This is a genomic window from Sphingomonas swuensis, assembly GCF_039538045.1.
Taxonomy (GTDB): domain Bacteria; phylum Pseudomonadota; class Alphaproteobacteria; order Sphingomonadales; family Sphingomonadaceae; genus Sphingomicrobium; species Sphingomicrobium swuense.
In genome coordinates, this window is sequence record NZ_BAABBQ010000001.1 from 1,650,415 (window position 1) to 1,675,948 (window position 25,534).

The window sequence follows — 25,534 nt, forward strand, 5'->3', positions numbered from 1 at the left end:
GAAATCAGGCTTTTGCCCGCGGGGCGAGTTTGTCGAGCCATTTGCCGAGCGGCCCTGCGCCCCAGGCGAGGGCCTGGTAGAGCTTGAGCGTCGGGCGGGCCCAGCCTGTGTAGAGGCCGGGCTTCGCGCTGGCGTTCGCAAGGCGGAAGACGATGTGGCTTCCGCGGGTGATGGCGTTGCGCAGCCGATAGATCGCCTTGCGCCTCCATGGCAGAGCGGCGCTCGGCGCCACCCGCTTCCTCGGGCGGATGCCGCGCTTGGCCCAGGTCAGGCGATAGGCAAGACCCTCGCGGCGGTGGCGGAACCCGGCCGCCTGCGTGTCGGCGACGAAGTCGGGCGCAACGATTGCCAGCGCGAGCCTTCCCTCATCCCTCGCCGCCTCGATCATCTCGTGAATCTCGGCCGAGCGAACGACCGCGACATTGGTACCGCGTCCGTCGCTGCTGTAGGGCTCCACCCAGGCGTCGCCAAAAGCGATGTCGGCGGTTTCGGCCGCAACGTCGTCGCACCAGTTGCAGGCCGGGTTTTGCCAGAAGCCCGCGCCCCAGTCTCCGTCCGCAAGGTGCATCCAATCCTCCGATCGATGCCTTCCATCATCGAGGGTAAGGTCAGCGCGGTACCAATTGGCGGGGCGGCCCGGGTCCTTGAGGCGATAGTCCACGGCCCTCACCCGCATCATGTCCGTGTCGAGCTGGAGCGCGAAGCTGTCGACCAGATGGGCACTCTTCTGGTGGCCGCAGAAAAGGCCGAGCGTATGGGTGATGCGCTCCTCAAGCAGGGGATCGGCGCGGCGGGCAAGGTTCACCGCCTTGATGAAGCAGGGAAGGCCGACGATCGCATAGAGACCGGGCGTGCTCCGGATCGTCCTGAGAATGTCCGCGAGATCAACCGGATAGTAGCGGGACTTGGCACCTCGGCCGAGTTCTTCGAGCGAGCTCGAGAGGGTATAGCCGAAAAAGCGGCCACCGACCGAGGGATCCTCGGGACGGACATGGGCGACGGCGTCGACCTTGCCGGTCCTGAGCAACTCTCCCGCAACCCAGCTCGTGAGGCCGCCCGAGCTTCCGTTCGACCGCCACTCCTCCTCCGCGACATGGCCGACGTAGCTGGCCCGGACGCGACCGAGGCGAGCGTGACGCGGCACGTCATCGAAGAGGGCGTCGGCGATGTGATCTTCGTCGCGCGCGAACGGGCTCATCGGACAGCGCGACGCGACGTCCTCGCTCGACCGGTCGGCAAAGTCGCCAGCGGGCTTGCGGAAGCCGTCGCGGTCCCAGCCCATTGCACTGTCCTCGGCGAGCAGGGTGCAGGCTCCGCAACCGATGCAGAGGTCGGACCCGGCGAGCGCGTTGGGGGAGAGTGCCCGCTCAGGCGAGGGCGGCATCGAGATAGGCCTGACTGGTGCCCCGCAACTCTTCAATGCGTCGCTCGACCTGCGGCGCCGGTGGTCGGTCCAGCAGTTCGGCGAAGTTCTCGAGGTCGGTCGGCCCGCGCAGCAGGTGCTTGTCGGCGCCGAGCTTGGCGGTCAGGTCGCGGACCTTGTTCAGCCGGTAAGGTGTCACGGTCGCTGCAAAGGGCTTGCCGAAGGCCAGAGCGAAGACGCAGCCGTGGAAGAAATTGGTGATCACCGCCTCGGCCCCTGCGACGAACCCAGGGAAGTCGAGTGGACCGACATCGATCCGCTCCTCGTCGGCGAAGTCGCAGGCATAGCCGACGCTGATCAGCCTCACCCCGCGCGAGACAGCCCACTCGCGTGCGACCGGTCCAAGCCAGTCTGGGAAGCCATGACCGTAGACGAGCGCATAGCCCTTCTCGACCGTTGAGGGCTCACGCGGAATGTGGTCTGCGAACTGAAGGCACGGATCGAGCACGAGAGGAGGTTCCTGCCCGAGGGCTTCGGCGACCAGCATGCGACTATTGTTGTCGCGGACGGATATGGCGGAAAAGCGGGCGAGCTTGTCGCGCCAGTAATCGTCCAGTCCGCGCTCTGCATCATAGTTGCCGAAGCTTGCCGCGTAGGACAGCAGACGGTCAGCCTTGAGACCCTCTCCATAGAAGAGCGGCTTGTGGCCGTACCAGGGATGGGCGAGGTTCCAGACCTCGTCCGAGCCGACCACCACGGCATCATAGCGTGGGAGGGCAGAGCCATCGTGAAGCGAGAAGCGTCGCGATTGTGGAAAATCTTCGAACGCCTGCTCAAACCGGCGGGTCTTTGCCTTGTAGGCAATGCGGTGCTTACCCGACGATGGCTCGGGCAGGGTTGGTTGAAGCGCGCATCTCATCTCTGCGCGCCGCACCTCGAGGCAATCGTGGTCGAGCAGTTCGACCTTCGCGCCCGTCTCCGAGAGGCCTTCCACCAGGCAGCGCGCCTGCCAGTAGGACCCGTAGTTGATGCAGCGATGGAAAGTGAGAATGCCGATGCCCGAGCCCATGCGCATCTGAAGTCGCCAGCGCGGCGTCAGGTTCCGATCCAGTTGCGCCAGCCGTCGGCGAGCGCTTCAGCGGCACCCGGCGACGCCGTGGCAACAAACAACGTGTCGTCGCCCGAGATCGTGCCGGCGATCTCGGGAAGGTTGGCGGCATCGAGCGCGACCCCGACGAGATGCGCCGAACCGGGCGGGGTCCTGAGGACGACCAGGCTCGAGGCCGGCTGGACCGAGCGGACCCACTCGGCGAACAGGCTCCGTAACCGGGTCTCGGGCGTTGGAGTGCTGCCGACGTCGTCCGGAAGCGCGTAGCTGGTACTGCCCGCGCGGCGGATCTTGACGGCGCCGAGCTGATCGAGGTCGCGGCTGATCGTCGCCTGTGTGACCTCGAAGCCAAGGGTCCGAAGCTCGCTAACGAGTTCGTCCTGCCGGCTGAGCCGTCGTCGTCGAAGAAGGTCGGAAAGCGCGCGCTGGCGACGGGAACGAGCATCGGTCATGAAGGGTTTATGCATGAACTTGCATATACATGCAAACAGGACCATAGGCCGCCTCTCATGATTCGAACCGCCATCCTTGGTGCCTCCGGCTATGTTGGCGCGGAGTTGCTCCGGCTTCTCGAGCGTCACCCGGCGCTGGTGCCGACGCGCCTGTTCGGCGACAGCAAGGCCGGGCAGAAGCTCGGCTCGGTGCACCCGCAGATTGGCGGCGCCGTGGCTGCGCTTGAGGTCGAGCGCTTCGGTCCGGAGGCGCTCGACGGCATCGATCTCGTGTTCGCCGCACTGCCGCATGGCGAGAGCCAGAAGATCGCTGCGGGAATTCTCGACCGCGGCTGCAGGCTGGTCGATCTCGGCGCCGACTTTCGGCTGCGTGACGCAGCAGATTATGCACGTTGGTACGGCGAGGAGCATCAGGCCCCTGCCCTGCTCGATCGGTTCGTCTTCGGAATTCCCGAGCTTCACCGCGACGCGATCCGTGGAGCGCAGGCAGTGGCGGCGGCTGGCTGCTATCCAACCAGCGCGATCTTGGCCTGCAAGCCACTGATCGATGCCGGCCTGATCGATCCCGCAAGCCTGATCGTCGATGCGGCGAGCGGGGTCAGCGGCGCCGGCCGCGCGGTCAAGGAAGGCACCGCCTTCAACACGGTCGATGGAAGCTACTCGGCCTATGGCCTGCTGACGCATCGCCACACGGCCGAGATGGAGCAGGAGCTTGGCGCGACGGTGCTGTTCACGCCGCACCTTGCCCCCATGACCCGCGGCATCCTCGCCACCTGCTACGCCGCCGCCGCCGCCGGCGAGATGGACGGTGACGAGCCGCTTCGTGTCCTTCGCCAGGCCTATGCCGACGAGCCCTTCGTCCGGGTCAGCGACGAGCCGCCCTCGACCAAGTGGGTAGCCGGAAGCAACGGTGCCGTCGTCACTGCTCGCTACGACCCGCGCACGAGGCGCGTCGTAGCGCTCGGCGCGATCGACAATCTCGGAAAGGGGGCCGCCGGGCAGATGATCCAGTGTGCCAATCTCATGTTCGGCCTCGACGAGAGCTCCGGCCTAGCCGCGTCGGGAGTTTTTCCATGAGCGTTACCGCCGCCGAGGGCTTCGTCGCCTCCGGACTTCATGCCGGCATCAAGAAGTCGCGGCCCGACATGGCGCTGCTTGCGACAGACGACGGCGCACGAGTCACTTGCGCAGCAGTCTTCACACAGAATCTCTTCTGTGCGCCACCCGTGCAGCTCGACCGCGAACTGCTTGCGGCAAGCGGCGGCACGGCGTCCGCGGTGATCGTCAACAGCGGCAATGCCAATGCCGGGACCGGTGCAGCCGGCCTGGCCGACGCGAAGGCGATGGGCGCGGCTGCGGCCGCCGCGATGGGCATCGCGGCCGGTAAGGTGCTGGTCTGCTCGACCGGGATTATCGGCACGCCGCTGCCCATGGACGTCATTCTTCCCGCCATCCCGACGCTTGCCAGCCAGCGGTCCCGCGATGGCGGCGCGGCGGCGGCGCAGGGCATCCTCACGACCGATCACCGTCCAAAGGAAGCCGTAATCCGCGGCGACGGGTGGACCCTCGGCGGCATGGCCAAGGGCTGCGGCATGATCGCGCCCAACATGGCGACCATGCTCGCCTTCCTAACGACCGACGCCGCCGTTCCCCGTGAGACGCTGCAGGCGATGCTCAAGGCGGCAAGCGATCGCACCTTCAACACGCTCAACGTCGATGGTGCGACCAGCACCAACGACACTGCCATGGTCTTTGCCAGCGGCCGCAAGGGTGCGCCAGGCGATCTCGACGGCTTCGGCCGTGCGCTGGAGCAGGTCTGCCGCGACCTCACCATGCTGATGGCCAAGGATGCCGAGGGCATGACCAAGATCGCTCACCTGACGGTCATCGGCGCGGCCAGCGAGGGCGAGGCGCGGATTGCCGCAAAGGCGATTGCCGAGAACAACCTCGTCAAGTGCAGCTGGTACGGCAGCGACCCCTATTGGGGCCGGCTGCTGGCTGCCGCGGGCTCGGCCGGGGTCGCGATGGACGTGGAGCGGACTGCCGTTAGCTATGGCGGCATCCGTGTTGCCGAGGGTGGCGTCGGCATTCCGCACGATGCCCAGGCACTGACCGAGCATATGCTCGGCGAGGAGTTCAGCATCGAGGTAGCGCTCGGCGTGGGTAGCGCGTCGGCGCGGGTCATCGGGATCGACCTCGGACCCGGCTACATCAAAGAGAATAGTGTGACGTCATGACGGCTCTCCTCACGGCGGCGGATACCGCCAACATCCTCGTCGAGGCCCTCCCCTACATTCGGGCCTTCGCCGGCAAGTCGATCGTGGTGAAGCTCGGGGGCGCCGCGCTCGACGACAGCGACAGCGACCTCGACCTGGCCCTCGCCCAGGACGTGCTCCTGCTGCGCTCGGTCGGCGTGCGCTGCGTGCTGGTTCACGGCGGCGGACCGCAGGTCGACGCGATGCTGCGCCGGGTCGGCAAGGAACCCGAGTTCCGCGACGGGCTTCGCGTTACCGACGCCGAGACGCTCGAGATCGTGCGCATGGTGCTGGTAGGCAAGATCAACCGCGAACTGGTCGCGACGATCAACGGTCAGGCGGGCGACGAACCGACCGCGGTCGGCGTATCTGGCGAGGATGCCGGGCTGCTGGTGGTCGAGCCGCGCGACCTGTCGCTCGGCTTCGTTGGCGACGTCGTGCAGGTCCGCGCCGAGCTGCTGCACCGGTTGCTCGACGACGGGCTGATGCCCGTGGTCTCGACCGTCGGCGCCGATGCCGCAGGACAGCCCTACAACGTCAATGCCGACGAAGCCGCGCGCGCCATCGCGGTCGCGATGAAGGCCGAGAAGATCGTCTACCTCACCGCAGCGCCCGGCCTGCTCGACGATCCCAAGGACGAGAACACCCTTGTCCATCGCCTGACCGCGCCCGAGCTTCGCGAGCGGATCAGCCATGCGAGCGTGGGCGGAGGGATGATCCCGAAGCTCACCGCCTGCGCCGACGCGGTCGAGCAGGGTGTCGGCTTTGCGCACATCATCGATGGGCGAGTGCCGCATGCCCTGCTCATCGAACTTCTGACACGGCACGGGATTGGCACCATGATCAAGGCGGAACCGACATGGTGAAGCATCTCCTCACCCTCGACGGCCTTTCGCGAGCCGATATCGAGACGATCCTCGCCTTGTCGGAAGTCCCGCCGTCGCCATTGCTTACCGGCAAAGGTGCGGCGCTTTATTTCGAGAAGCCAAGCGCCCGGACCCGCAACTCGATGGAACTGGCGGTGCACCAGCTCGGCGGGCACCCCGTCTATCTGACGCCAGCCGAGCTCGGCATCGGCACGCGCGAAAGCGTCGAGGACATCGCCCGCACGCTCGCCTGCTACCACGGCGTCATCGCCGCCCGGGTATTCGACCACCGCTTGCTGGAGGCGCTTGCCGACGCGAGCCCGGTCCCGGTGCTGAACATGCTGTCGGGAAGCGACCATCCGCTGCAGGGGCTCGCCGACATGCTCACCGTCCGCCAGCTGTGTGGCCGGATCGAAGGTGTCCGGATCGCCTATGTCGGCGATGGCGACAACAATGTCGCGCGCAGCCTCGCACAGGCCTGCACCACGCTCGGTGCGCAGCTCATCATCGTCGCACCCGACGCCTATCAGCTTTCCGACGCGCCAGCGGGGAGCGTGCAGACGGCGAACCTTGATGCGGTGGCCGGTGCGGACGTGATCTACACCGACGTCTGGGTCTCGATGGGCCAGGACGATGACGCCGAGCGGCGCCAGGCCGACCTTGCCGCCTATCAGGTGAACGAAGCGCTGATGGCCCGGGCGCCCGATGCCCACTTCCTTCACTGCCTTCCCGCCCGCCGCGGAGAGGAAGTCACCGCCGGCGTGATCGACGGGCCCCGCTCGGCGGTCTGGCGGCAGGCCGAGAACCGCATGCACTCGGCGCGCGGAGCGCTGATGTGGCTTTTGCAACAGGACTGAAGAACCATGGCTAAGCTCAAGGTCGTGCTCGCTTACTCGGGCGGTCTCGACACCTCGATCATCCTCAAGTGGCTGCAGACCGAATATGATGCGGAGGTGGTCACTTTCACCGCCGACCTCGGCCAGGGCGAAGAGGTCGAGCCGGCACGGCGCAAGGCCGAGATGCTCGGGGTCAAGCCCGAGAACATCTTCATCGAGGACGTGCAGGAGGAGTTTGTCCGCGACTTCGTCTTCCCGATGTTCCGCGCCAACACCGTCTACGAGGGCCAGTATCTGCTCGGCACCTCGATCGCCCGTCCGCTGATCGCCAAGCGCCAGATCGAGATTGCGCGGGCCGTCGGCGCCGATGCGGTCTGTCACGGCGCGACCGGCAAGGGCAACGATCAGGTCCGCTTCGAACTCGGCTATTACGCGCTCGAACCCGACATCCGGGTGATCGCCCCGTGGCGTGAGTGGGACTTCGCCAGCCGCGAGCAGCTGCTCGACTTCGCCGAGAAGAACCAGATCCCTATCGCCAAGGACAAGAGGGGCGACGCGCCCTTCTCGATCGACGCCAACCTGCTCCATTCCTCCTCGGAAGGGAAAGTGCTGGAGGATCCGAGCCAGGAAGCACCGGAGTATGTCCACCAGCGCACGATTTCTCCGGAAGACGCCCCCGACAAGCCGACCGAGATCACCATCGGCTTCGAGCGCGGCGACCCGGTTTCCATTGATGGCGAGGCACTTAGCCCCGCAATGCTGCTGACCCGCCTCAACAGCCTTGGCCATGACAATGGCATCGGTCGCCTCGATCTGGTCGAGAATCGCTTCGTCGGGATGAAGAGCCGTGGGGTGTACGAGACGCCCGGCGGCACCATCCTGCTGGCGGCGCATCGCGGGATCGAAAGTATCACCCTCGATGGCGGGGCGATGCACCTCAAGGACGCGTTGATGCCGCGCTATGCGAGCCTCATCTACAACGGCTTCTGGTTCGCGCCTGAACGGGAAATGCTCCAGGCCTTGATCGACAAGAGCCAGGAGCATGTCACCGGGACCGTCCGGATGAAGCTCTACAAGGGGAACGCCACCGTCATTGGCCGGGACAGCGCGCACAGCCTTTACGACGAGGATCTGGTGACCTTCGAGGAAGGCTCGGGCAGTTACGATCAGCGCGACGCGGCCGGCTTCATCCGGCTCAACGCGCTTCGCCTGCGGATCGCGGCACAACGCGCCAAGAAGATCCGGACCTGACAGTCGCGCTGCTGAGGCGGGAGCAGCTAGGCTAGCCGCTCCTTCCACCGCGCGACCTGTTCGCGCACCCGGACGGGCGCGGTGCCACCGTAGCTCGTGCGGCTGCCGACTGAGGCCTCGACGCTCAGCACGTCGTAGACGCGATCGTCGATCCGCCCGTCGATCGTTTGCAGGCGCTCGAGGGGCAGGTCGGGAAGGTCGCAGCCTGCCTCTTCCGCGGCCTTCACCGCGCGACCGGTGATGTGGTGCGCCTCGCGGAACGGCACGTCCGCCTCGCGCACCAGCCAGTCAGCGAGATCGGTCGCGGTCGAGAAGCCCGACGCAGCGGCAGCGCGCATCTTCTCGGGGACGAAGGTCGCGCTCTCGACCGTGCCGGCAAGCGCGGCCAGGCTCAGCATCAGCAGGTCATGCGCTTCGAAGGTCGGGGCCTTGTCGTCCTGCATGTCCTTGGAATAGGCGAGCGGCAGCCCCTTCATCGTGATCATCAGGCCGGTGAACAGGCCAAGGATCCGTCCCGAGTGACCGCGAACCAGCTCGGCCGCGTCGGGATTGCGCTTCTGCGGCATGATCGAGCTACCGGTTGACCACTGGTCCGACAGCTTGACGAAGCCAAAGGGCGGGCTGGCCCACAGGATCAGCTCCTCGGCCAGCCGTGACAGGTGCAGCGCGCATTGCGACGCGGCGGCAAGATAATCGAGCGCGAAGTCGCGGTCGGACACGCTGTCGAGGCTGTTCGCCGTCGGCTCTGAGAAGCCGAGTGCCTGGGCGGTTGCCTCGCGATCGGTGTGGAAACCGGTCCCAGCCAGCGCCGCAGCGCCGAGCGGACACTCACCTGCCCGTTCGTCGGCGTCGAACAGCCGCGACACGTCGCGCTGGAGCATCTCGACATAAGCGAGGAGGTGGTGGCCGAGCGTCACTGGCTGCGCGACCTGAAGGTGGGTGAAGCCCGGCATGATCGTCGCCGCATGCTCCTCGGCTCGGGCAACGAGCACCTGCTGAAGCGAGACGATCGCCGAAGCGACCTGGCGGCACGCACCCCGCGTCCACAGCTTGAAATCGGTCGCGACCTGGTCGTTGCGCGAGCGAGCGGTGTGAAGGCGCCCGGCCACGGGCCCGATCAGCTCGGCGAGGCGCGCTTCCACCGCCATGTGAATGTCCTCGAGCGCGATGTCGGTCGGCGGCCCGTCACGCTCGAATTCATCAGCGACGGCGTCGAGACCGTCGAGGATCGCAGCCGCGTCGTCCGCGCTGAGGATGCCCTGGTCGCGGAGCATCGTCGCATGGGCGCGCGACCCGGCGAGATCCTCGCGCCACATGCGGCGATCGACCCCGAGCGAGGCGTTGATCGTCTGCATGATCTCGGACGGCCCGGCGGCGAAGCGGCCGCCCCACATCTGATTGCTGCTCATGGCTCGCCTATATTCACCAAAGGCCCTGCGTCGCCAGTCCTGCCAAGCCCGAACGGCGCGACCTATGAGGCGGCAGGGCTCCGCAGGGCTGCAAGTGCTTCCGCAAGCTCGGCCTGGCGGAAGGGCTTGCTGAGGTGCGGGAAGCTTGGCGACAGGCTGTCGAGGTCGGCATAGCCCGAGACGACGAGCACGTGCATGCTCGGGAAGGCGCTGGTCAGGCGAACGGCAAGGTCGGTCCCGCTGAGCCCGGGCATCAGCTGGTCGGTGACCAGAATGTCGGGCACGGCACCGTCCTGCACTCGGGCGACGGCCTCTTCGCCACTGCTTGCCTCGACGACGTCGTAGCCGAGATCGACAAGCATCGAGGCAGTGGAGGCGCGAACCAATTCCTCGTCGTCGACGAGCAGCGCCAATCCGGCGCCACGGCGCGAAGCCTCGGGGCGCTGCGCGACATCCTCGACGAGCTTGCTGCTCGCGACCGGGAGCCAGAGCTCGATGGTGGTCCCGACATTGGGAGCGCTTCGGATGTCGAGGGCGCCACCAAGCTGCGCCGCGAGCCCGTGGACCATGGAAAGGCCAAGACCGGTGCCCTTGCCGATCCCCTTGGTCGAGAAGAACGGCTCGATCGCGCGGCGCCGGGTGACCTCGTCCATCCCGACACCGGTGTCGCTCACGCCGAGCACCAGAAACGGATCCGAGCCGAGACCGAGGCGCGAACCCGCTCCCGCCTGCTCGGAGCGGACAGCGATCGTCAGCGTGCCGCCTTCGGGCATGGCGTCGCGGGCGTTCACCGCGAGGTTGAGGAGCGCCATCTCGAGCTGATTGCCGTCAGCGAGCGCGGGTGGAAGCGCGCCGGGCATGTCGACGTCGACCCGGACGCGCGGACCCGAGGTCGAGTCGACGAGTTCGCTCATCTCCGCCACGATCCGCGACAGGTCGACTGCCTGCGGACGCAGCGGCTGCCTCCTCGCGAAGGCCAGCAGGCGCTGGACAAGCACCCGTGCCTTCTCCGCCGACGCAAGCGCTCCCTCGACGAGGCGGCTGGTTCGGGCGTCGAGCACCTGCTTTCTCTGCAGCAGGTCGAGGCTTCCGATGATCGGCGTCAGAAGATTGTTGAAGTCGTGGGCGACGCCACCGGTAAGCTGCCCCATCGATTCGAGCTTCTGGCTCTGCCGCAATGCTTCCTGCGCAAGCTCGCGCTCGGCGACGACCTTTTCGACCTCGCGCTCGAGGCTCTCCGTCAACCGTTTCTCGCGGTCAATGTCGATCGACGCCACGACCGCCCCGGCGATGCCGCCATCCGCATCCCTAATGGGTGAGGCGACATAGCGCAGCCAGCGCTGCGAGCCGTCGCCCCGGTTGACGAGGCATTCGAGTTCTGGCCGCTTCTCGCCTCGGAGGGCACGGGCGAGAGGATATTCGTGGCTCTCGACCTGTCGCCCGTCCTCGTGGAAGGCGACATAGTCGTCGGCATAATTCTCGACCCGTTCGCTCGGAATGACTTCGTGGGCGATGAGATCGACAAGCATGCGATTGCTGCCACTGAGACGGCCCGCTGCATCGGCGAAGACAAGACCGACCGGCATTCCTTCGATGACGGCGCGCAACCTTGCCTCGGATTCGCGAAGCGCGCGATCGGCGGCGATGCGATCGTCGATGTCGGTGCAGGTTCCCATCCAGCGGATGATCGTCCCGCCTTCGTCGCGGATCGGGAGTGCGCGTCCGAGCACCCAGCGGTATTCGCCCGTATGATGGCGGAGCCGATATTCGATCTCGTAGGGTTCGCCGCTCTCGAGGCATTGCCGCCAATGCTCGAACGCCCGCGCTTGATCGTCCGGATGGAACATCCCGTTCCACCCTTCACCGTCGGTCGAACCGAGTGGCGTTCCGGTGAACTCGTACCAGCGGTCGTTGTAGAAGTCGTGGTAGCCATCGGGGAGCGTCGACCAGACCATCTGCGGAATGGCATTAAGCCGCATCCGCGTGTCCTGCTCGCTCAGCCGGAGCGCATCTTCCTTCTCGATCCGGTCGGTGACGTCGCTGAACAGGAGCGCGACATTCCGATCCTCGAGGTCACCGATGGGAAAGGCATAGACTTCGAACCAGCGGCCCAGTGCCTCGGCCCGATCAATGAAGCGGATGTGGTTACCAGTCCGCGCAACCTCGCCGTAGCGGGTGAACCAGCTTCGCTCGAGGTCGGGGACGACGTCCCGGACCGACTGATGAAGCACCGTGTCGGGAAGGCCCGTCTGGCGCGTGAAGGCTGGATTGATCTCGGTAAAGCGATAATCGGAAGGCTGCTGTTGGTCGTCGAAGCTGACCTGGATGATGCAGAAGCCCTGTTCCATCGAGGTAAATAGGGTGCGGTAACGCTCTTCGCTCGCCCGCAGTCGCTGCTCGGCCTGCTTGCGCTCTCCGATGTCCTCGACGACCGGGATGAGATATTTGACGCTGCCGTCCGGATTTCGCTCGGCCGAAACCGACAAGTTGACCCAGATGTCGCTTCCGTCGGGCGCGAGGTAGCGTTTCTCCATCGAGTAATGATCAAGATCCCCGGCAATGATCTGATCGACGAACGCCTGATCGTCGGCGAGATCGTCGGGGTGCGTGATGTTCCGCCACGCGTCCCCGAGAAGCTCGTTTCGTGAACGCCCGAGAATCTCGCAATAGCGATCGTTGATCTCGAGGAACCGTCCGTCGGGCGACACGCGCCCGATGCCGACCGCGGCCGAGTTGAAGATGATGGCGAAGCGCTCTTCCGCTTCGCGGCGCGCTTCCTCGGCTTCTCCCTCTTGAGCGACCCCCGTGCGAAGCGACCCCGCCCCATCGACCCGGGCGGCGATCGGACCGGATATGTCAGTGCTCGTACCAAACCAGCGCACCGCCCGTCCCGACGCATCACGGTCGGGTTCGGCGCGAGCGAGGAAGCTGCGAAAGCTGCCGTCAGCCGCCCGCAACCGCATCGTGCATTCGAACGCTCCGCTGCTCGCAACGGCGCGGTCATACTCCTCGAGCACAACCTCGAGGTCGTCGGGATGAACCAGGCGCCGCCAGCCTCTGCCGGCAAGCTCCGTGCCGGGCATGCCCGAATAGTCCTCGAAGCGGCGGTTTACCCAGGATATCGCCCCGCTTGCATCGGCGATCCAAACCAGTTGAGGCAACTGGTCGGCAAGGCGCGACCAGTCCACGGGCCCATGCTCAATGAAGGAGGTGTCGGCAGGCCTGTCCATCTGCAGTATCGTCTCAGCTCTGCCTCTTCCGACCTCTTAGCGTAGCGCTGAAATGATTGGCAATTGCGAAGAGGACTGGTCGAATGGTCGGGCTTGCACGATGCGACAGCGCTGCTAGCCACTCAGGCAGCTTTAGACGCGGGGACCAACAGATGACGCTTCCGGCTGTTTTCGATCGACTTCGACTGCCGGTGATCGGCGCTCCCTTGTTCATCGTTTCCAACCCGGCGCTCGTCATCGCCCAGTGCAAGGCAGGCGTGGTCGGCAGCTTTCCGGCACTCAACGCCCGTCCGCAGAGCCAGGTCGACGAGTGGCTGCATGAAATCACCGAGGCCCTTGCCGAGCATGATCGGGACCACCCCGACGCGCCGAGCGCGCCGTTCGCCGTCAACCAGATCGTGCATCGCTCGAACGTGCGCTTCGAGGAGGACGTGGCGACCTGCGCCAAGTGGAAGGTGCCGATCGTCATCACCTCGCTTGGCGCACGCGAGGAACTCAACCACGCGGTCCACGGCTGGGGCGGGATCACGCTCCACGACGTCATCGACGACCGCTATGCCCGCAAGGCGATCGAGAAAGGCGCTGACGGACTGATCGCGGTGGCTGCCGGCGCCGGAGGCCACGCCGGCCGCTGGTCACCCTTTGCCCTCGTCCAAGAAATCCGCGCCTGGTTCGACGGGCCGCTCGCCCTTTCAGGCTCGATCGCCACTGGCCAGTCCATCCTCGCGGCGCAGGCAATGGGCGCCGACCTCGCCTACATCGGCTCGCCCTTCATCGCGACTGACGAGGCGCGGGCTGCCGAGGACTACAAACGTGGCATCGTCGAGGGCTCGGCCAAGGACATCGTCTACTCAAGCCTGTTCACCGGTGTGCATGGCAACTACCTGCGCTCATCGATCGAGAAGGCCGGGCTCGACCCCGATCACCTGCCCGAGAGCAACGCGGATGCGATGAGCTTCGGCGGCGATGGGGCCAAGGCCTGGAAGGACATCTGGGGCTCAGGCCAGGGCATCGGCGCGATCGATCGCGTGCAGCCTACGGCCGCGCTGCTCGAGCGGTGGCGGGAAGAATATGAGGTTGCTCGCAATCTCATCTGCCGCTGACAGACTATGAACGGCCTGTTCGGCTGCTTCCAGGCGGATGCGCAGCCTTGCCAGCCGGCTCCCTGCTTCAAGCGCCGCGCAGAGCGCCAGAACGACGAGCCAGCCGAACCGACTGAATAGGTCGGTAGCGGACTGGAGAAGGGCTGCATTTTCCGCCGAGTTCCGGTTGACGTCACGAAGCCTGATCCGGCCGTTGCGGCCATCGTCGATCAGCTGGGCCGCGAGTTCGGGACTGTAGATGCTGGAGAGCCGCGGGTCGCCCGTGGCGATCCATTCGAAGGGATAGCGGCGCGCCAGAACCTCCCGGTTCGCGTCATAGACATACCATTTCCCATCGATCCGTGCTGCGGCAGCATAGTGGCCGGGGATGCTCACGGTGGCATAGTCGAAGCCGAGGCGCCGGCTGATCTCCTGGAAGACGAGCGCCTGCTGGCTGCAGGCTCCGCGCCGGAACTTGAGGATGTCATCGGCCCGAACAGGACTGGCGAGGTCGTCCCAGAACAGGCGAAGGGCAGCGCCCGCCCAGTTCTGGTCGAAGGTCAGGTAGCTGTAGCCGTGAACAAAGCGACGGCGGAGTAGAGCGTCGGCCTGATCGAGCCGCTGCAGGTTCGTGGCGGTCGGATCGACCGTGGCGAGCACGGACATGATCTCGTCAACGCTGCTGATGCCCGACAGGAAAGGATCGAAGCTCTCCTGGATGCGCGGCATCGGCCTCGATTGTTGTCCCCACAGGGTGGCAGCCGCGGTCACGGCGGCAAGAAGAAGTCCGATGGCGAGCAGGACGCGCGTCGCCAAGGGCCACCGGGCCACCGCCCGGTCGCAACAGAGAATGAGAATGAGAACCCCGCCTGCGCTCTTAGTGGATCAAGCCCGGAAAGAGGTGACAGGCCCTCGGAGGCGCCGCAACGCGACTACCAAAAAAGTTATATTAATAAGTCTCTTAATGCCACTCGCCATGCGTCCGGCCACGGTGTCGGACGACGTCCGGTGCGGGTCACGGCCACGTGCACGAAATGCCCCGCCGCCGCGGCATTTTCGTCGCCGGCGGCAAAGATCCCGATGCGGTAGCGAACGCTCGAGCTACCAACCTCCGTTGCTGCCAGACCGGCGTCAATCTGGCCGGGATAGGCGGTGGAGGAGAAGAATTGGCAATCCGTCGCGACGACCAGCGCGATGGGATCCCCCTGGCCGATGTCGAGCAGATCCCGCTCGATCAGCCACTGGTTCACCAGACTGTCGAACCATTGATAGTAGACGGTATTGTTGACGTGCCCGTAGGCGTCATTGTCGGCCCAACGGGTGGTGAACCGCTGCCAGTAGCGAAAGTCGGCGCGGACCGGAGCGGCGGCCCGGCTCACCAGGCGGCCTCGTAGAGACGCCGCGCATCCTCTTCCCCGATCGGCACCGGATTATTCACCAGCAGTCGCTGCTGCTTCATCGCCTCGCGCGCCAACATCGGCGCTTCGTCGCGCCCGATCCCGTGATCGCGGAGCCGCGGAGCAAGGCCGCAGCCTTGCACCAGCTCCTCGCATCGCTCGATCAGCCGCGCTGCCGCGGCCTGGCTGCCGAGTTCGGCAGCGGCCGGATCGAGGATGGCGGCAAGCTCGGCATAGGGCTCGCGGGCTGCCTCGGCATTGAAGCTGAGGACGGGGCGAAGCATCAGCGCATTGCTGAGACCGTGCGGCAGGTGGTGGATGCCGCCGAGCGGATAGGCGAGCGCGTGAACGCCGGCGACCGGCGCATTGGCGAAAGCGAGCCCGGCAAGGTGCGCGCCGAGCAGCATCGCCTCGCGCGCGGCGACATTCCCGGGCTCGTCGCAGGCGGTCAGCAGATTGGCGCCGAGCAAGCGCAGGGCTTCGCGCGCCTGCATGTCCGAGATTGGGTTCTTGGCCTTGGCCGAGGTGTAGGCCTCGATAGCATGAACCATCGCGTCGATGCCGGTGGCCGCGGTGAGCGCGCGGGGCTTGCCCAGCGTCAGGCCGGCGTCGAGGACGGCCACGTCGGGCACCAGGACGGGGCTGTTTACCCCCCTCTTCTCCGCGCCTTCTACCGTGATGACTGCGACCGGAGTTGCTTCCGAACCCGTGCCCGCAGTGGTGGGTACGAGCGCGAGCGGCAGCCGCTGCCCCCTCGCCAGTCCGACGCCCCAGATCGAGTCGAGCGCGTCGGCCGATCCGATCAGGTAAGCGGCGAGCTTGGCGACATCCATCGGGCTCCCGCCACCAAAGCCGATCACTCCGCCGACACCAGCGGCACGGCCTTCATCGACCGCTTCGAGGAGGTTCGCGCGGCTGGGGTCGGCTTCTACCCGGTCGAAGACAATGACGTCACGGGTTCGGCGCAGCTCGGAGAGCAGCGGCTCGATCAGTCCAAAGCGGCGCACCCCGTCGTCGGTGACGACGAGAATAGGACCGTCCGGCATCAGTGCCGCAATCTCGGGTGAGCGGCCGTCGCCGATCAGCAGGCGGGGGCCGGGATTCAATATTGGAAGGCTCATGGCCGCAGGGTTAGCCGGTCAGTGCGACCCGTTCCAGATGAGGTCCCGCTCCAGCCGACCCATCAGCGCCCGCGCTGGGCTTGAGACGGGAGCGTCGCTGACGCTTTCCTCGTCGAGCCGCCGGACACGATCGTAAAGATCGACGCTCGCCTCGACCAGTGACTGGGCGGCGGCGGGCAATTGATGGACGACCTCGGGATCGCTGATCCCCGCGTGCCCGAGACGCCGCTCGGGCCGCATGCCGCTTGCGGTGCTGATCTCACCGGTCTCGACCGCCCGCTGGGTGAGCAGCCAGGCGATGATGTGCATCAGCCGCGTCGTGACCTTGAGCGACTCGCAGGCAAACCCCACCCGCACGAAGGGATCGAGACCGTCGCGTTCGCTCCGGCCGACCGTGTCGAAATAGGCGCGCGCCTCGTCGGCCAGCACCATGGCTTCCGTGTACAGGCTCTCGATCAGCCGGGGTGTGATCCGGCTACCGGTCGAGCCGAGGGTCGTGACGTCGCTCATCAGAAGACCGTCATGCCATGCTCAAGGTCGGAGGGAAACGCCTGCTGCCCTACGAGGGCTCCGGCGCGTCCCGTTCGGGGACGGGGTCATGCGATGATGTCCGGAACTGCCCGGTCGAGCAGCAACTGGATCTCGTCCTTCAGCCTCAACTTGCGCTTCTTGAGCCGGGCAATCTCGATCATGTCGCCCTCCCCGCCCTCGAGTCGCGCGGCGATCTCGGAGTCGAGCTGCCGGTGTTCGGCGCGGAGCAGTTCAAGCCTGGCTGTAGGGTGGTCGTCGTTCATCGGTGAAAAGCTGGTTATTCCAAGTTGACTGCGCGGTCACGCCGAGGCGCGGGCTGGATGCGGCAAGTGGCGCAAATTGGACGCGACAAACGCAGCGCTTCGTGGTTTTCTCATCAGGCTGTCACACCAACCGAAAGGGAATGACACATATGGAAAAGGCACACGTCGAGGCCCTCGCATCAAAGCATGCCGCTGTTCAGGCGCAAATCGATCGAGAAGAACAGCGACCCAACCCCGACGATATCCTGCTCCACAAACTCAAGAAGGAAAAGCTCCGGCTCAAGGACGAGATGCTCGGCCTGACCGTGCATTGAGTCCGGCGTCCTTCTCCGGTCAGACCGGGGAAGAATCCTGAACTCGGAGGGGGCCGCCTGCGCCGCAGGTTCGAGCCCCCTCGCTACTCATCGCCTCTTCAAGGTCGAACCACTAAACCGAGCGAAGTCGATCAATCGTCGCGGCTGATCTTTTCGATCCGCTCGTGGCGTTCCTGAGCCTCGAGAGTCATCGTGGCGATCGGACGGGCCTCGAGGCGACCAAGACCGATCGGCTCCCCGGTCACTTCGCAATAGCCATATTCACCGGCATAGAGCCGGCGGATGGCCGCGTCGATCTTGGCGATCAGCTTGCGCTGGCGGTCGCGGGTGCGGAGTTCGATGCTCCAGTCGGTCTCGCTCGAGGCGCGGTCGGCAAGATCGGGTTCGCGGAGGGTGTCGACCTGGAGCTGCGCCATGGTGGCCCGGCTTTCCTCGACGATCGCTTCCTTCCAGGCCCGCAGCTTGGCCAGGAAATAGGCCCGCTGCTGCGTGCCCATGAATTCCTCGTCGTCGCTCGGGCGATAGTCCTCGGCGAGGACGATCCGATCGAACGGCTCCGGTGTCTCGTAGATGTCGCTGAGTGCAGTCGCCATCAAACCCTCCCCAATCGGGTCGGTGGCGGCCAGACCAAATGGCGCGCCGGTCCCAACCCAAAGCACACCCGCTTGCCGAAGCACCGGGCAGGCCGGATACGACGGCGAGCGATCACTAGGCTTTTGAGGTACTTATCCCTCGTAAAGCCGGATATCCCCAAGCGGGGCCTCTAACTGCGTCAGACCGGCTGAACAAGCGCTGAAATCGGCTTTCCCGTTCCATGTTGCCAAAATGGCGCAACCGCGGTTGCGCCCCCGCAATCGCGACTCCATAGCGCGGCCCATGCGCATCCTGCTGACCAACGACGATGGGGTGAATGCCCCCGGCCTCGAGCTCCTCGAACAGCTTGTGCGCCCGTTCGCCGACGACTTGTGGGTCGTCGCCCCGGCAGAGGAGCAGTCGGGGACCGGCCACAGCCTCACCCTGACCCGCCCGGTGCGACTGCGCCGGGTCGCGGAGAAGAAATTCGCGGTCGCCGGAACGCCGACCGACGCCGTCCTGATGGCGCTGTTCCATCTCATGCCCGAGGCGCGGCCCGACGTGATCATCTCGGGCATCAACCGTGGCGCCAATCTGGCCGAGGACGTCACCTATAGCGGGACCGTGTCGGCAGCGATGGAAGGCGCGCTCGCCGGAGTGCGCTCGATTGCGCTCAGCCAGTCCTATGCGCGCGAGGGCATGGGCGACACCGTCCCCTTCGCGGCCGCCGAGCATTGGGGCCCGCGGGTGCTGGAGCAACTGCTCACCGCCGAGATGCCGCCGGGCACGCTGCTCAATGTCAACTTCCCGGCCCGCGCCCCCGAAGAGGTCAAGGGCGTGCGCGTCGTCCGGCAGGGCATCCGGGATTATGGCCGGACCCGCATCGTCCAGCGGACCGATCCGCGTGGCTACAACTATTACTGGTTTGGCCTCGGACCCTCGGTCGAGACGCCGGGCCACAGCACCGACCTCGAGGCCATTGCCGACGGCTTCGTCTCGGTAACCCCGCTGCACCTCGACCTGACGCACGAACCTTCGCTCTCGTCGCTTGCGGAGCGCTTCGCGCCGCGATGAGCGTCGATTTGCAGGACTGGTACTGGGCAAAGGAGCTGCTGGCGCACGCGACAGGCTGGCCCATGGACACGCTCCACGTGCTTGGGGGCGTGATCCTCCAATTGGTTCTTGCCCTGCTTCTGCGCACGTCGATCGCCTCGTGGCGGCCGTGGACCGTCCTTCTGCTGCTGGAGCTTGCCAACGAGACCTACGACCTCTGGTTCGAACGCTGGCCCTCGCTCCCGATGCAGCTGGTCGAGGGTCTTCGAGACCTGATCGGGACGATGCTCCTGCCGACCCTGCTGATGCTGGTCGCGCGGCGGCGGCCCTGGCTGCTGGGCGAGCGGGCATGATCAGCGGCACTCGCCTCAAGGCATTGTTGCAGGCGCTCGGAAGCGATGGCCGGCGGCGGCTGGTCGCGCTGGCCCTGCTGACGATCGCGGGGGCCGCTGCCGAGTTCGGGACGCTCGTCGCCCTGCTCAGGCTCCTTCGCTCCTGGCTCACCGGGGCGCATGACGACGTTGCCGCCGGATCAGCCCTGCTGTTCGCGGTCGTGGTGCTGGCCGCCGGTGTCATCCGGTTCGGGCTGCTGGTCGCGACCCAGCGACTCGCCTTCGAAACGGCGCACCGTCTGACGGTCGCGGTGCAGCGACGCGTCCTTGCAAGAGGATGGCTGGCGCATGCCCAGGCCCGGGCAAGCGCTCCCCTGGCCGCGCTCGATCAGGTCGACCTCCTGGTCTACTCCGTTCTCCTTCCCCTGCTGCAAGGGGCGTCAGCACTCGTGCTCGGTGGAGCGATCCTGGCGGCGCTGATCAGGATCGACGTCGTGACCGCCCTGGCGGCCGCCCTTCTGCTCGGCGGGCTCTTCTTCCTCGCCTTGTGGCTGTGCCGCGGCCGGACCCGCCGGGCCGGCGCAGCAGTCAACGCGGGCTACGAAGCCCGGATCGCGGCCGTGCAGGAGAATGTCGGAGCGATGCGCGAGCTGATCCTGGCCGGCAGCCGTGGGGTTGCCGCCGAACGCTTCCGTAAGGTGGATCGAGGCTTCTCAGATGCCAGAGCCAGCATCTCGATCATAAACGCGACTCCTCGGATCCTGGTCGAGACGCTGGGCCTCATCGCCCTGATCGGTCTGGCCTGGTGGGTGACCGACCGCTCCGACGGGCTTGCTCCGGCGCTTCCAACCCTCGCAGCGCTTGCGCTCGGGGCACAACGGCTGCTGCCGCTCGCCCAGTCGCTGGCGCAGGCCGTCTCTGGGATCACCGCCAACGGCGCGGCGATCGACCGGGTGACCGACCTGCTCAACGAGGCCGACCTCACCGAGCATGCGCCCGCGCCTCCCCTGCCCTTCCAGCAGCAGATCCGGCTCGACAGCGTCGGCTTCCATTATCCCGGACGCAACGAAGCGGCCTTGAGCGACATTGATCTCACCATCGCACGGGGAGAACGGATCGCCCTCGTCGGCCGCAACGGCAGCGGGAAAAGCAGCCTCGCTGACGTGATCATGGGGCTGATCAAGCCGAGTTGGGGCCGGCTCTTCATCGACAGCCACGTGCTCGAGGCGTCGGAGGACGTCCGGGCCTGGCAGCGCAATGTCGCGCACGTGCCGCAAGCGCCATTCCTCGCCGACACGACCATGGCTGCGAACATCGCCTTCATGGACGGGCATCCTGACCATGCCCGCGTGGTCGAGGCGGCGCGCCTCGCCGGACTGCATGCCATGATCGACGCCCTTCCCCGCGGCTACGAGACCCGAGTGGGATCCGGCGGACTCATGCTTTCGGGCGGGCAGCGGCAGCGGCTGGCGCTCGCCCGGGCGCTCTACGCCCCTGCCCCGCTGCTCGTGCTCGACGAAGCCACCAGCGCGCTTGACCCCGAAAGCGAGGAGCATGTCCTCGCCGCGCTAGACGCGCTTCAGGAGCGCGGGGTCACCATCCTGCTGATCGCGCACCGGGCGAGCATGCTCGAGCATTGCGACCGGATCATCCGGCTCCAGGCCGGCCGGATCGTCGAACCCTAGGCGGCGTCGGCGAGAGTCGCGCTGCCCTGCGCCTCAAGCCAACTTTCGAACATCAGCACCGACCACAAGGCGACCGTGCTGTCGCGGTGCCCGGCCTGGTGTGACTCGTAGCGACGGCGGATCGCCGCGACGTCGAACATGCCGGTGCGACGCAGCCGCTCCTCGGACAAGAGGTCGTCGGCCCATTCCTTGAGCGGGCCGCGCAGCCACTCGCCGACCGGAATTCCGAACCCGGCCTTGGGACGATCGGTCAGCTCGCTCGGGACATAGCGGTTGAGCAGCTTGCGGACGATCTGCTTGCCGCGTCCGTCCGCGATCTTCATCCCGATCGGTACGCGCGCCGCCACTGCCGCGAGGCGATGGTCGAGGAAGGGCACGCGAGTTTCGAGGCTGACCGCCATCGAGGCGCGATCGACCTTGCAAAGGATGTCGTCGGGCAGATAGCCAAGCGCATCGCCAAGCATCATCCGCTCGGCCGGGCTAGCGCCCTCCAGGTTCAGGGGAACGTCCGGCACCGGGTGCGCGCCAAGGACCGGATTGGCCTCGAACGCCCATTCGTCGATGAAGGAGCGATAGACGTCGTCCGGCGAACGGGCGCTGGTCGCGACCTTGAGGCCCTTGGCGATCCGGGCCGCACCGTTGCCCTTCGGCCCGCTCTGTACGAGCAGCTCGAACCAGCGCTGCGGAAGCGATCCCAGGGGACGACCAAGCGCGCGAAGCGCCGCCGGCACGGGGGCGAGCCGCTGCCACAGCGCCGGGCCGATGACGTGCCGGTTGTAGCCACCGAACAGCTCGTCGCCGCCGTCCCCGGTCAATGCGACCGTGACCTCGCTCTTGGCGAAGCGGCTGACGAGGTAGGTCGGGATCTGCGAGCTGTCCGCAAACGGCTCGTCATACATGGCCGGCAGCAGCGGAAGCACCTCGCGAGCCTCGGCTGGAGTGACGTAAAGCTCGCTATGATCGGTCCCGAGATGGGCGGCGACCGCCTTGGCGTGCGGCGCTTCGTCGAAGCCGGCCTCGGTGAAGCCGATCGAATAGGTGCGGACGGGCCCGCTCGAAACCTTCTGGTAGAGCGCGACCACGGTCGAACTGTCGAATCCTCCCGAGAGGAAGGCTCCGACAGGCACGTCGGCGACCGCCTGGTCGGCGATGGCCTGGCGAAGGGATGCTTCGACCGCCTCGAGCGCCTCGCCCTCGCTGGCGATCGGGTCCGAAAGGCCATCGGCGATGACCTGGCGATAATCCCAGTAGCGCGACAGCTTAAGCCCCTGCTCGGCAGTGCCGACGGGTGGTGCGCTCTGGCGCGGGGCAGCCCCGGGGACGACCTCGAGCACGCAGCCGGGCATGAGCTTGAAGATGCCGCGATAGATGGAAAGCGGCGCCGGAATGTAGCTTCGCGCGGCAAGGCCAGCGACGGCCTCGCGCTCGATCTCGGCGGCAAAGCCGGGCAAGGCGCGGATCGACTTGAGCTCGGACGCGAACACCAAGTCCTTGCCGATCCACCCGTAATACAACGGCTTTTCGCCGAAGCGGTCGCGGACGAGGCTGAGAGTTCGGGTGGCCTTGTCCCACACTGCCAAGGCGAACATTCCGGTGGCACGCTCGAGCGTTCCGGCAAGACCCCAGTGCGCAATCCCCTCGAGCAGCGTCTCGGTGTCGCTGTGCCCGCGCCAGCCCGAAGGCGGCGCTGCGCCGGCCGCCTCCAGTTCAGCGCGAAGATCGCGATGGTTGTAGACCTCGCCATTGTAGCTGAGGACGAAGCGGCCGCTTGCCGACGCCATTGGCTGAGCGCCATGCGGGCTAAGGTCGACGATCGCCAGCCGGCGATGAGCAAGTCCGATCCCCGCTTCCGCGTCGGTCCACACGCCGCCATCGTCGGGTCCGCGATGCCTGATGGGATCCGCCATCTGGCCAAGCAGCCGCTCGTCGGCCGCTCGAGGGCCCATCATTCCTGCAATTCCGCACATGCCGGGCGCTCTAACGCGCGGGGGAGCGGCAGGGAAGCACGGCTAGTCAGGAAAGAGCGCGCTGGCTAAGGCGCGACCACTTCATTCGTTCTCGATGGGATTGCGATGCGCATCTGCATGATCGGCACGGGCTACGTCGGCCTCGTCTCGGGCGCCTGTTTCGCCGACTTTGGTCATGACGTCACTTGTGTGGACAAGGTACCGGCCAAGATCGAGGGGCTGCTCGCCGGGCGGATGCCGATCTGGGAGCCGGGGCTCGAGGCGCTGGTTCAGCATAATGCGTCGCGCGGTCGGCTGAAGTTCACCACCGACCTGGTGGAAGGCATCCGCGACGCCGATGCCGTGTTCATCGCGGTCGGCACGCCGGCCCGTCGCGGCGACGGACATGCAGACCTCAGCTTCGTCTATGCCGCTGCCAAGGAGATCGCCGGCGCCCTCACCCGCCCGGCGGTCATCGTCACCAAATCGACCGTCCCGGTCGGAACGGGCGACGAGATCGCCCGCATTCTCAAAGAGAATGGGGCTCCCGAGGGCACCAGCGTCGCGTCGAACCCCGAGTTCCTGCGCGAGGGCGCGGCCATCCGCGACTTCAAGATTCCCGACCGGATCGTGGTGGGTGCCGAAGAGGAAAGCGCCCGCGAAGCCCTCCGCGAGGTCTACCGGCCGCTGTTCCTCAACAAGGCACCGATCCTGTTCACCGGGCGGCGCACGGCCGAGCTGATCAAATATGCCGCCAATGCCTTCCTTGCGACCAAGATCAGCTTCATCAACGAGATCGCCGACCTGTGCGAAGCGGTCGGTGCCGACGTGCAGGAGGTGTCGCGCGGAATCGGGCTCGACAACCGGATCGGCTCCAAGTTCCTCCATGCCGGGCCCGGCTACGGCGGCAGCTGCTTCCCCAAGGACACGCTGGCCCTGCTGCAGACGGCCGAGACCTATGACGTGCCGATGCGGATCGTCTCTTCGGTGGTCGAGGTCAATGACGCCCGCAAGGCGGCAATCGCCGACCGGGTCCGCGATGCGCTCGGGGGCGAGCTTGCGGGCAAGAAGGTCGGCGTGCTCGGCCTGACCTTCAAGCCGAACACCGACGACATGCGCGACGCGCCCAGCCTGACCCTGATCAAGCGACTTCAGGAAGGCGGTGCCGAGGTCGTCGCCTTCGATCCCGTGGGTCGCGAACAGGCCGAGCCGATGCTGCCCGGCGTGACCTTCGCCGACGACGCCTACGCGCTGGCCAAGGGTGCCGACGCGCTGGTGCTGGTGACCGAGTGGGATGAATTCCGCGCCCTCGACCTCAAGCGCCTCGCCGCCACCATGCGCGGCACGGCGCTGGTCGATCTTCGCAACGTCTATGTGCCCGAGGACGTGCGCCGGGCCGGACTCAGCTATCGCGGCATCGGTCGCGGCGAGCATCGCAGCTAGGGCAAGGGCGATGGCCATCCTCGTCACCGGATGTGCGGGCTTCATCGGGATGCACGTCGCCCGGGCTCTGCTCGCGCGCGGCGAGGCCGTCGTCGGGGTCGACGACTGCAACGACTACTATGATCCCCGGCTCAAGCAGGCCCGCCTCGACGAGATTGAGAAGGCTGGCGGCGACTTCTCCTTTCATCGACTCGACTTTTCGGACGCTGGCTTGCTGGAAGGAGCGCTTGCGGGCGCAGAGATCGACCGCATCGTCCATCTCGGGGCGCAGGCCGGGGTCCGCTACAGCCTCGAGCAGCCGGCGGCCTACGTTCGCTCGAACCTTGTTGGCCACGCCAACATCCTCGAACTGGCCCGCCGGCGGCAGGTCCGCCACCTCGTCTATGCCTCGTCTTCGTCGGTCTATGGCGGCGGAACCACCCTGCCCATGTCGGCCGACCAGCGCGCCAACCTGCCACTGTCTCTCTACGCCGCGACCAAGCGCGCCGACGAGCTGATGAGCGAGAGCTATGCCCATCTCTTCGCCATTCCACAGACGGGCCTACGGTTCTTCACCGTCTATGGCCCGTGGGGCCGCCCGGACATGGCGATGTGGCTGTTCACCGACGCGGTGCTGGAAGGCCGCCCCATCCGCCTTTTCAACGCCGGGCGCATGCGCCGCGACTTCACCTTCGTGGACGACGTCGTCGAGGGCGTGCTGCGGGTGCTCGATCGTCCTCCGCTCGCCGACGGGTCGGAAAAGCCGGGAGGAAGCGTTGCCCCGCACGCCCTCTACAACATCGGCAACAACCGCTCCGAGGAACTCGGCGAGCTCGTCCGGCTGATCGAACGGGCGACCGGCCGGACCGCGATCGTCGAGCAAGCCCCGCTCCAGCCCGGCGACATGATCGACACCTTCGCCGACATCGAGCCGCTCCGGCGCGATTTCGGCTTCGCTCCGCGTACCCGGCTCGACGAGGGCGTACCGCGCTTCGTCGACTGGTTCACCGCAGAGCGTCCGGTCTGAAATCCTCCCGCAGCCAGT

At 66.5% G+C, this 25,534-nt stretch carries 24 protein-coding genes; 12 read left to right on the forward strand and 12 right to left on the reverse strand.

From position 1 onward, the window contains the following. Positions 1-4: 4 nt before the first annotated feature. From ABD727_RS08265 to argR, 3 genes are read right to left on the reverse strand one after another with little or no spacing between them, the layout of a single operon-like run. On the reverse strand, positions 5-1,384 hold the full coding sequence (locus ABD727_RS08265) for a Coenzyme F420 hydrogenase/dehydrogenase, beta subunit C-terminal domain (protein WP_344706906.1): 1,380 nt from the start codon (positions 1,382-1,384) through the stop codon (positions 5-7). Continuing rightward, complete coding sequence (locus ABD727_RS08270) at positions 1,368-2,432, reverse strand: polysaccharide pyruvyl transferase family protein (RefSeq protein ID WP_344706907.1); 1,065 nt, start codon at positions 2,430-2,432, stop codon at positions 1,368-1,370. The genes ABD727_RS08265 and ABD727_RS08270 overlap by 17 nt, the downstream gene beginning before the upstream one ends. A gap of 26 nt (positions 2,433-2,458) precedes the next feature. After that, positions 2,459-2,923: an arginine repressor gene (gene argR, locus ABD727_RS08275; RefSeq protein ID WP_344706908.1), complete on the reverse strand. Its 465-nt coding sequence runs from the start codon at positions 2,921-2,923 to the stop codon at positions 2,459-2,461. A 57-nt stretch (positions 2,924-2,980) separates the two neighbouring features. Between argR and argC the strand changes: the two genes are divergently transcribed. The 5 genes from argC to ABD727_RS08300 are packed head-to-tail and all read left to right on the forward strand — an operon-like array spanning position 2,981 to position 8,131. Continuing rightward, positions 2,981-4,000, forward strand: coding sequence for an N-acetyl-gamma-glutamyl-phosphate reductase (argC, locus tag ABD727_RS08280; RefSeq protein ID WP_344706909.1), 1,020 nt, complete (start codon positions 2,981-2,983; stop codon positions 3,998-4,000). Further along, the gene (gene argJ / locus ABD727_RS08285) at positions 3,997-5,160 is read left to right on the forward strand and encodes a bifunctional glutamate N-acetyltransferase/amino-acid acetyltransferase ArgJ (RefSeq protein WP_344706910.1); all 1,164 of its coding nucleotides are present in this window, start codon (positions 3,997-3,999) and stop codon (positions 5,158-5,160) included. Before argC ends, argJ begins: the two co-directional genes overlap by 4 nt. Next, entirely contained in the window at positions 5,157-6,044 is an 888-nt protein-coding gene (argB, locus tag ABD727_RS08290) for an acetylglutamate kinase (protein WP_344706911.1), read from the forward strand. Before argJ ends, argB begins: the two co-directional genes overlap by 4 nt. After that, positions 6,038-6,901, forward strand: coding sequence for an ornithine carbamoyltransferase (locus ABD727_RS08295; RefSeq protein WP_344706912.1), 864 nt, complete (start codon positions 6,038-6,040; stop codon positions 6,899-6,901). The genes argB and ABD727_RS08295 overlap by 7 nt, the downstream gene beginning before the upstream one ends. Positions 6,902-6,907: 6 nt before the next feature. Continuing rightward, entirely contained in the window at positions 6,908-8,131 is a 1,224-nt protein-coding gene (locus ABD727_RS08300; RefSeq protein ID WP_344706913.1) for an argininosuccinate synthase, read from the forward strand. A 26-nt stretch (positions 8,132-8,157) separates the two neighbouring features. On the opposite strand, the gene argH is transcribed toward ABD727_RS08300, so the two are convergent. Continuing rightward, positions 8,158-9,525 (reverse strand): argininosuccinate lyase, encoded by a 1,368-nt coding sequence (argH, locus tag ABD727_RS08305; protein WP_344708050.1) that lies wholly within the window; start codon positions 9,523-9,525, stop codon positions 8,158-8,160. A 77-nt stretch (positions 9,526-9,602) separates the two neighbouring features. Beyond that, entirely contained in the window at positions 9,603-12,770 is a 3,168-nt protein-coding gene (locus ABD727_RS08310; RefSeq protein ID WP_344706914.1) for a PAS domain S-box protein, read from the reverse strand. A 152-nt stretch (positions 12,771-12,922) separates the two neighbouring features. Here ABD727_RS08310 and ABD727_RS08315 point away from each other — a divergent pair, with 152 nt between their 5' ends. Beyond that, positions 12,923-13,873, forward strand: coding sequence for an NAD(P)H-dependent flavin oxidoreductase (locus tag ABD727_RS08315; protein WP_344706915.1), 951 nt, complete (start codon positions 12,923-12,925; stop codon positions 13,871-13,873). Here ABD727_RS08315 and ABD727_RS08320 read toward each other — a convergent pair. The 5 genes from ABD727_RS08320 to ABD727_RS08340 all read right to left on the reverse strand — a co-directional run bounded on the left by ABD727_RS08320 (position 13,769) and on the right by ABD727_RS08340 (position 17,164). Continuing rightward, positions 13,769-14,668, reverse strand: a complete 900-nt coding sequence (locus tag ABD727_RS08320; RefSeq protein ID WP_344706916.1) for a hypothetical protein — start codon at positions 14,666-14,668, stop codon at positions 13,769-13,771. The genes ABD727_RS08315 and ABD727_RS08320 overlap by 105 nt on opposite strands. 128 nt (positions 14,669-14,796) lie before the next feature. Then, on the reverse strand, positions 14,797-15,231 hold the full coding sequence (locus tag ABD727_RS08325; RefSeq protein ID WP_344706917.1) for an acyl-CoA thioesterase: 435 nt from the start codon (positions 15,229-15,231) through the stop codon (positions 14,797-14,799). Continuing rightward, positions 15,228-16,370: an iron-containing alcohol dehydrogenase gene (locus ABD727_RS08330; RefSeq protein ID WP_344706918.1), complete on the reverse strand. Its 1,143-nt coding sequence runs from the start codon at positions 16,368-16,370 to the stop codon at positions 15,228-15,230. Before ABD727_RS08330 ends, ABD727_RS08325 begins: the two co-directional genes overlap by 4 nt. Positions 16,371-16,388: 18 nt before the next feature. Then, positions 16,389-16,880, reverse strand: a complete 492-nt coding sequence (locus ABD727_RS08335; RefSeq protein WP_344706919.1) for a DUF1465 family protein — start codon at positions 16,878-16,880, stop codon at positions 16,389-16,391. A gap of 86 nt (positions 16,881-16,966) precedes the next feature. Further along, entirely contained in the window at positions 16,967-17,164 is a 198-nt protein-coding gene (locus ABD727_RS08340; RefSeq protein ID WP_344706920.1) for a DUF465 domain-containing protein, read from the reverse strand. A 149-nt stretch (positions 17,165-17,313) separates the two neighbouring features. Here ABD727_RS08340 and ABD727_RS08345 point away from each other — a divergent pair, with 149 nt between their 5' ends. Next, positions 17,314-17,478 carry a DUF465 domain-containing protein gene (locus ABD727_RS08345; RefSeq protein WP_344706921.1) on the forward strand — a complete coding sequence of 55 codons (165 nt, stop codon included), beginning with the start codon at positions 17,314-17,316 and terminating at the stop codon, positions 17,476-17,478. Positions 17,479-17,609: 131 nt separating this feature from the next. Here ABD727_RS08345 and dksA read toward each other — a convergent pair whose 3' ends face one another. Next, the gene (gene dksA, locus ABD727_RS08350) at positions 17,610-18,071 is read right to left on the reverse strand and encodes an RNA polymerase-binding protein DksA (protein ID WP_425566775.1); all 462 of its coding nucleotides are present in this window, start codon (positions 18,069-18,071) and stop codon (positions 17,610-17,612) included. 283 nt (positions 18,072-18,354) lie between these two features. Here dksA and surE point away from each other — a divergent pair, with 283 nt between their 5' ends. From surE to ABD727_RS08365, 3 genes are read left to right on the forward strand one after another with little or no spacing between them, the layout of a single operon-like run. Continuing rightward, a complete protein-coding gene (gene surE / locus ABD727_RS08355) occupies positions 18,355-19,125 on the forward strand; it encodes a 5'/3'-nucleotidase SurE (RefSeq protein WP_344706922.1) in 771 nt (256 codons plus the stop codon). Then, a complete protein-coding gene (locus tag ABD727_RS08360; protein ID WP_344706923.1) occupies positions 19,122-19,457 on the forward strand; it encodes a hypothetical protein in 336 nt (111 codons plus the stop codon). The genes surE and ABD727_RS08360 overlap by 4 nt, the downstream gene beginning before the upstream one ends. Further along, positions 19,454-21,121, forward strand: a complete 1,668-nt coding sequence (locus ABD727_RS08365) for an ABC transporter ATP-binding protein (RefSeq protein WP_344706924.1) — start codon at positions 19,454-19,456, stop codon at positions 21,119-21,121. The genes ABD727_RS08360 and ABD727_RS08365 overlap by 4 nt, the downstream gene beginning before the upstream one ends. On the opposite strand, the gene asnB is transcribed toward ABD727_RS08365, so the two are convergent. Next, a complete protein-coding gene (gene asnB / locus ABD727_RS08370) occupies positions 21,118-23,088 on the reverse strand; it encodes an asparagine synthase (glutamine-hydrolyzing) (RefSeq protein WP_344706925.1) in 1,971 nt (656 codons plus the stop codon). The genes ABD727_RS08365 and asnB overlap by 4 nt on opposite strands. 105 nt (positions 23,089-23,193) lie before the next feature. On the opposite strand from asnB, the gene ABD727_RS08375 reads away from it, so the two are divergent. Together ABD727_RS08375 and ABD727_RS08380 are read left to right on the forward strand one after the other, a co-directional pair. Continuing rightward, entirely contained in the window at positions 23,194-24,510 is a 1,317-nt protein-coding gene (locus tag ABD727_RS08375; protein ID WP_344706926.1) for a UDP-glucose dehydrogenase family protein, read from the forward strand. A 10-nt stretch (positions 24,511-24,520) separates the two neighbouring features. Further along, entirely contained in the window at positions 24,521-25,516 is a 996-nt protein-coding gene (locus ABD727_RS08380; protein WP_344706927.1) for an NAD-dependent epimerase/dehydratase family protein, read from the forward strand. Positions 25,517-25,534 lie beyond the last annotated feature (18 nt).

What these genes read in the sequence shown, in the direction of transcription:
- argH (WP_344708050.1), bottom strand. Translation starts at nt 9,525, where the DNA reads ATGTGGGGCGGCCGCTTCGCCGCCGGGCCGTCCGAGATCATGCAGACG.
- ABD727_RS08265 (WP_344706906.1), bottom strand. Translation starts at nt 1,384, where the DNA reads ATGCCGCCCTCGCCTGAGCGGGCACTCTCCCCCAACGCGCTCGCCGGG.
- argJ (WP_344706910.1), top strand. Translation starts at nt 3,997, where the DNA reads ATGAGCGTTACCGCCGCCGAGGGCTTCGTCGCCTCCGGACTTCATGCC.
- ABD727_RS08315 (WP_344706915.1), top strand. Translation starts at nt 12,923, where the DNA reads ATGACGCTTCCGGCTGTTTTCGATCGACTTCGACTGCCGGTGATCGGC.
- ABD727_RS08360 (WP_344706923.1), top strand. Translation starts at nt 19,122, where the DNA reads ATGAGCGTCGATTTGCAGGACTGGTACTGGGCAAAGGAGCTGCTGGCG.
- argB (WP_344706911.1), top strand. Translation starts at nt 5,157, where the DNA reads ATGACGGCTCTCCTCACGGCGGCGGATACCGCCAACATCCTCGTCGAG.
- ABD727_RS08345 (WP_344706921.1), top strand. Translation starts at nt 17,314, where the DNA reads ATGGAAAAGGCACACGTCGAGGCCCTCGCATCAAAGCATGCCGCTGTT.
- ABD727_RS08340 (WP_344706920.1), bottom strand. Translation starts at nt 17,164, where the DNA reads ATGAACGACGACCACCCTACAGCCAGGCTTGAACTGCTCCGCGCCGAA.
- ABD727_RS08295 (WP_344706912.1), top strand. Translation starts at nt 6,038, where the DNA reads ATGGTGAAGCATCTCCTCACCCTCGACGGCCTTTCGCGAGCCGATATC.
- dksA (WP_425566775.1), bottom strand. Translation starts at nt 18,071, where the DNA reads ATGGCGACTGCACTCAGCGACATCTACGAGACACCGGAGCCGTTCGAT.
- ABD727_RS08380 (WP_344706927.1), top strand. Translation starts at nt 24,521, where the DNA reads ATGGCCATCCTCGTCACCGGATGTGCGGGCTTCATCGGGATGCACGTC.
- ABD727_RS08330 (WP_344706918.1), bottom strand. Translation starts at nt 16,370, where the DNA reads ATGAGCCTTCCAATATTGAATCCCGGCCCCCGCCTGCTGATCGGCGAC.
- ABD727_RS08270 (WP_344706907.1), bottom strand. Translation starts at nt 2,432, where the DNA reads ATGGGCTCGGGCATCGGCATTCTCACTTTCCATCGCTGCATCAACTAC.
- ABD727_RS08300 (WP_344706913.1), top strand. Translation starts at nt 6,908, where the DNA reads ATGGCTAAGCTCAAGGTCGTGCTCGCTTACTCGGGCGGTCTCGACACC.
- surE (WP_344706922.1), top strand. Translation starts at nt 18,355, where the DNA reads ATGCGCATCCTGCTGACCAACGACGATGGGGTGAATGCCCCCGGCCTC.
- ABD727_RS08375 (WP_344706926.1), top strand. Translation starts at nt 23,194, where the DNA reads ATGCGCATCTGCATGATCGGCACGGGCTACGTCGGCCTCGTCTCGGGC.
- ABD727_RS08335 (WP_344706919.1), bottom strand. Translation starts at nt 16,880, where the DNA reads ATGAGCGACGTCACGACCCTCGGCTCGACCGGTAGCCGGATCACACCC.
- asnB (WP_344706925.1), bottom strand. Translation starts at nt 23,088, where the DNA reads ATGTGCGGAATTGCAGGAATGATGGGCCCTCGAGCGGCCGACGAGCGG.
- argR (WP_344706908.1), bottom strand. Translation starts at nt 2,923, where the DNA reads ATGACCGATGCTCGTTCCCGTCGCCAGCGCGCGCTTTCCGACCTTCTT.
- argC (WP_344706909.1), top strand. Translation starts at nt 2,981, where the DNA reads ATGATTCGAACCGCCATCCTTGGTGCCTCCGGCTATGTTGGCGCGGAG.
- ABD727_RS08310 (WP_344706914.1), bottom strand. Translation starts at nt 12,770, where the DNA reads ATGGACAGGCCTGCCGACACCTCCTTCATTGAGCATGGGCCCGTGGAC.
- ABD727_RS08365 (WP_344706924.1), top strand. Translation starts at nt 19,454, where the DNA reads ATGATCAGCGGCACTCGCCTCAAGGCATTGTTGCAGGCGCTCGGAAGC.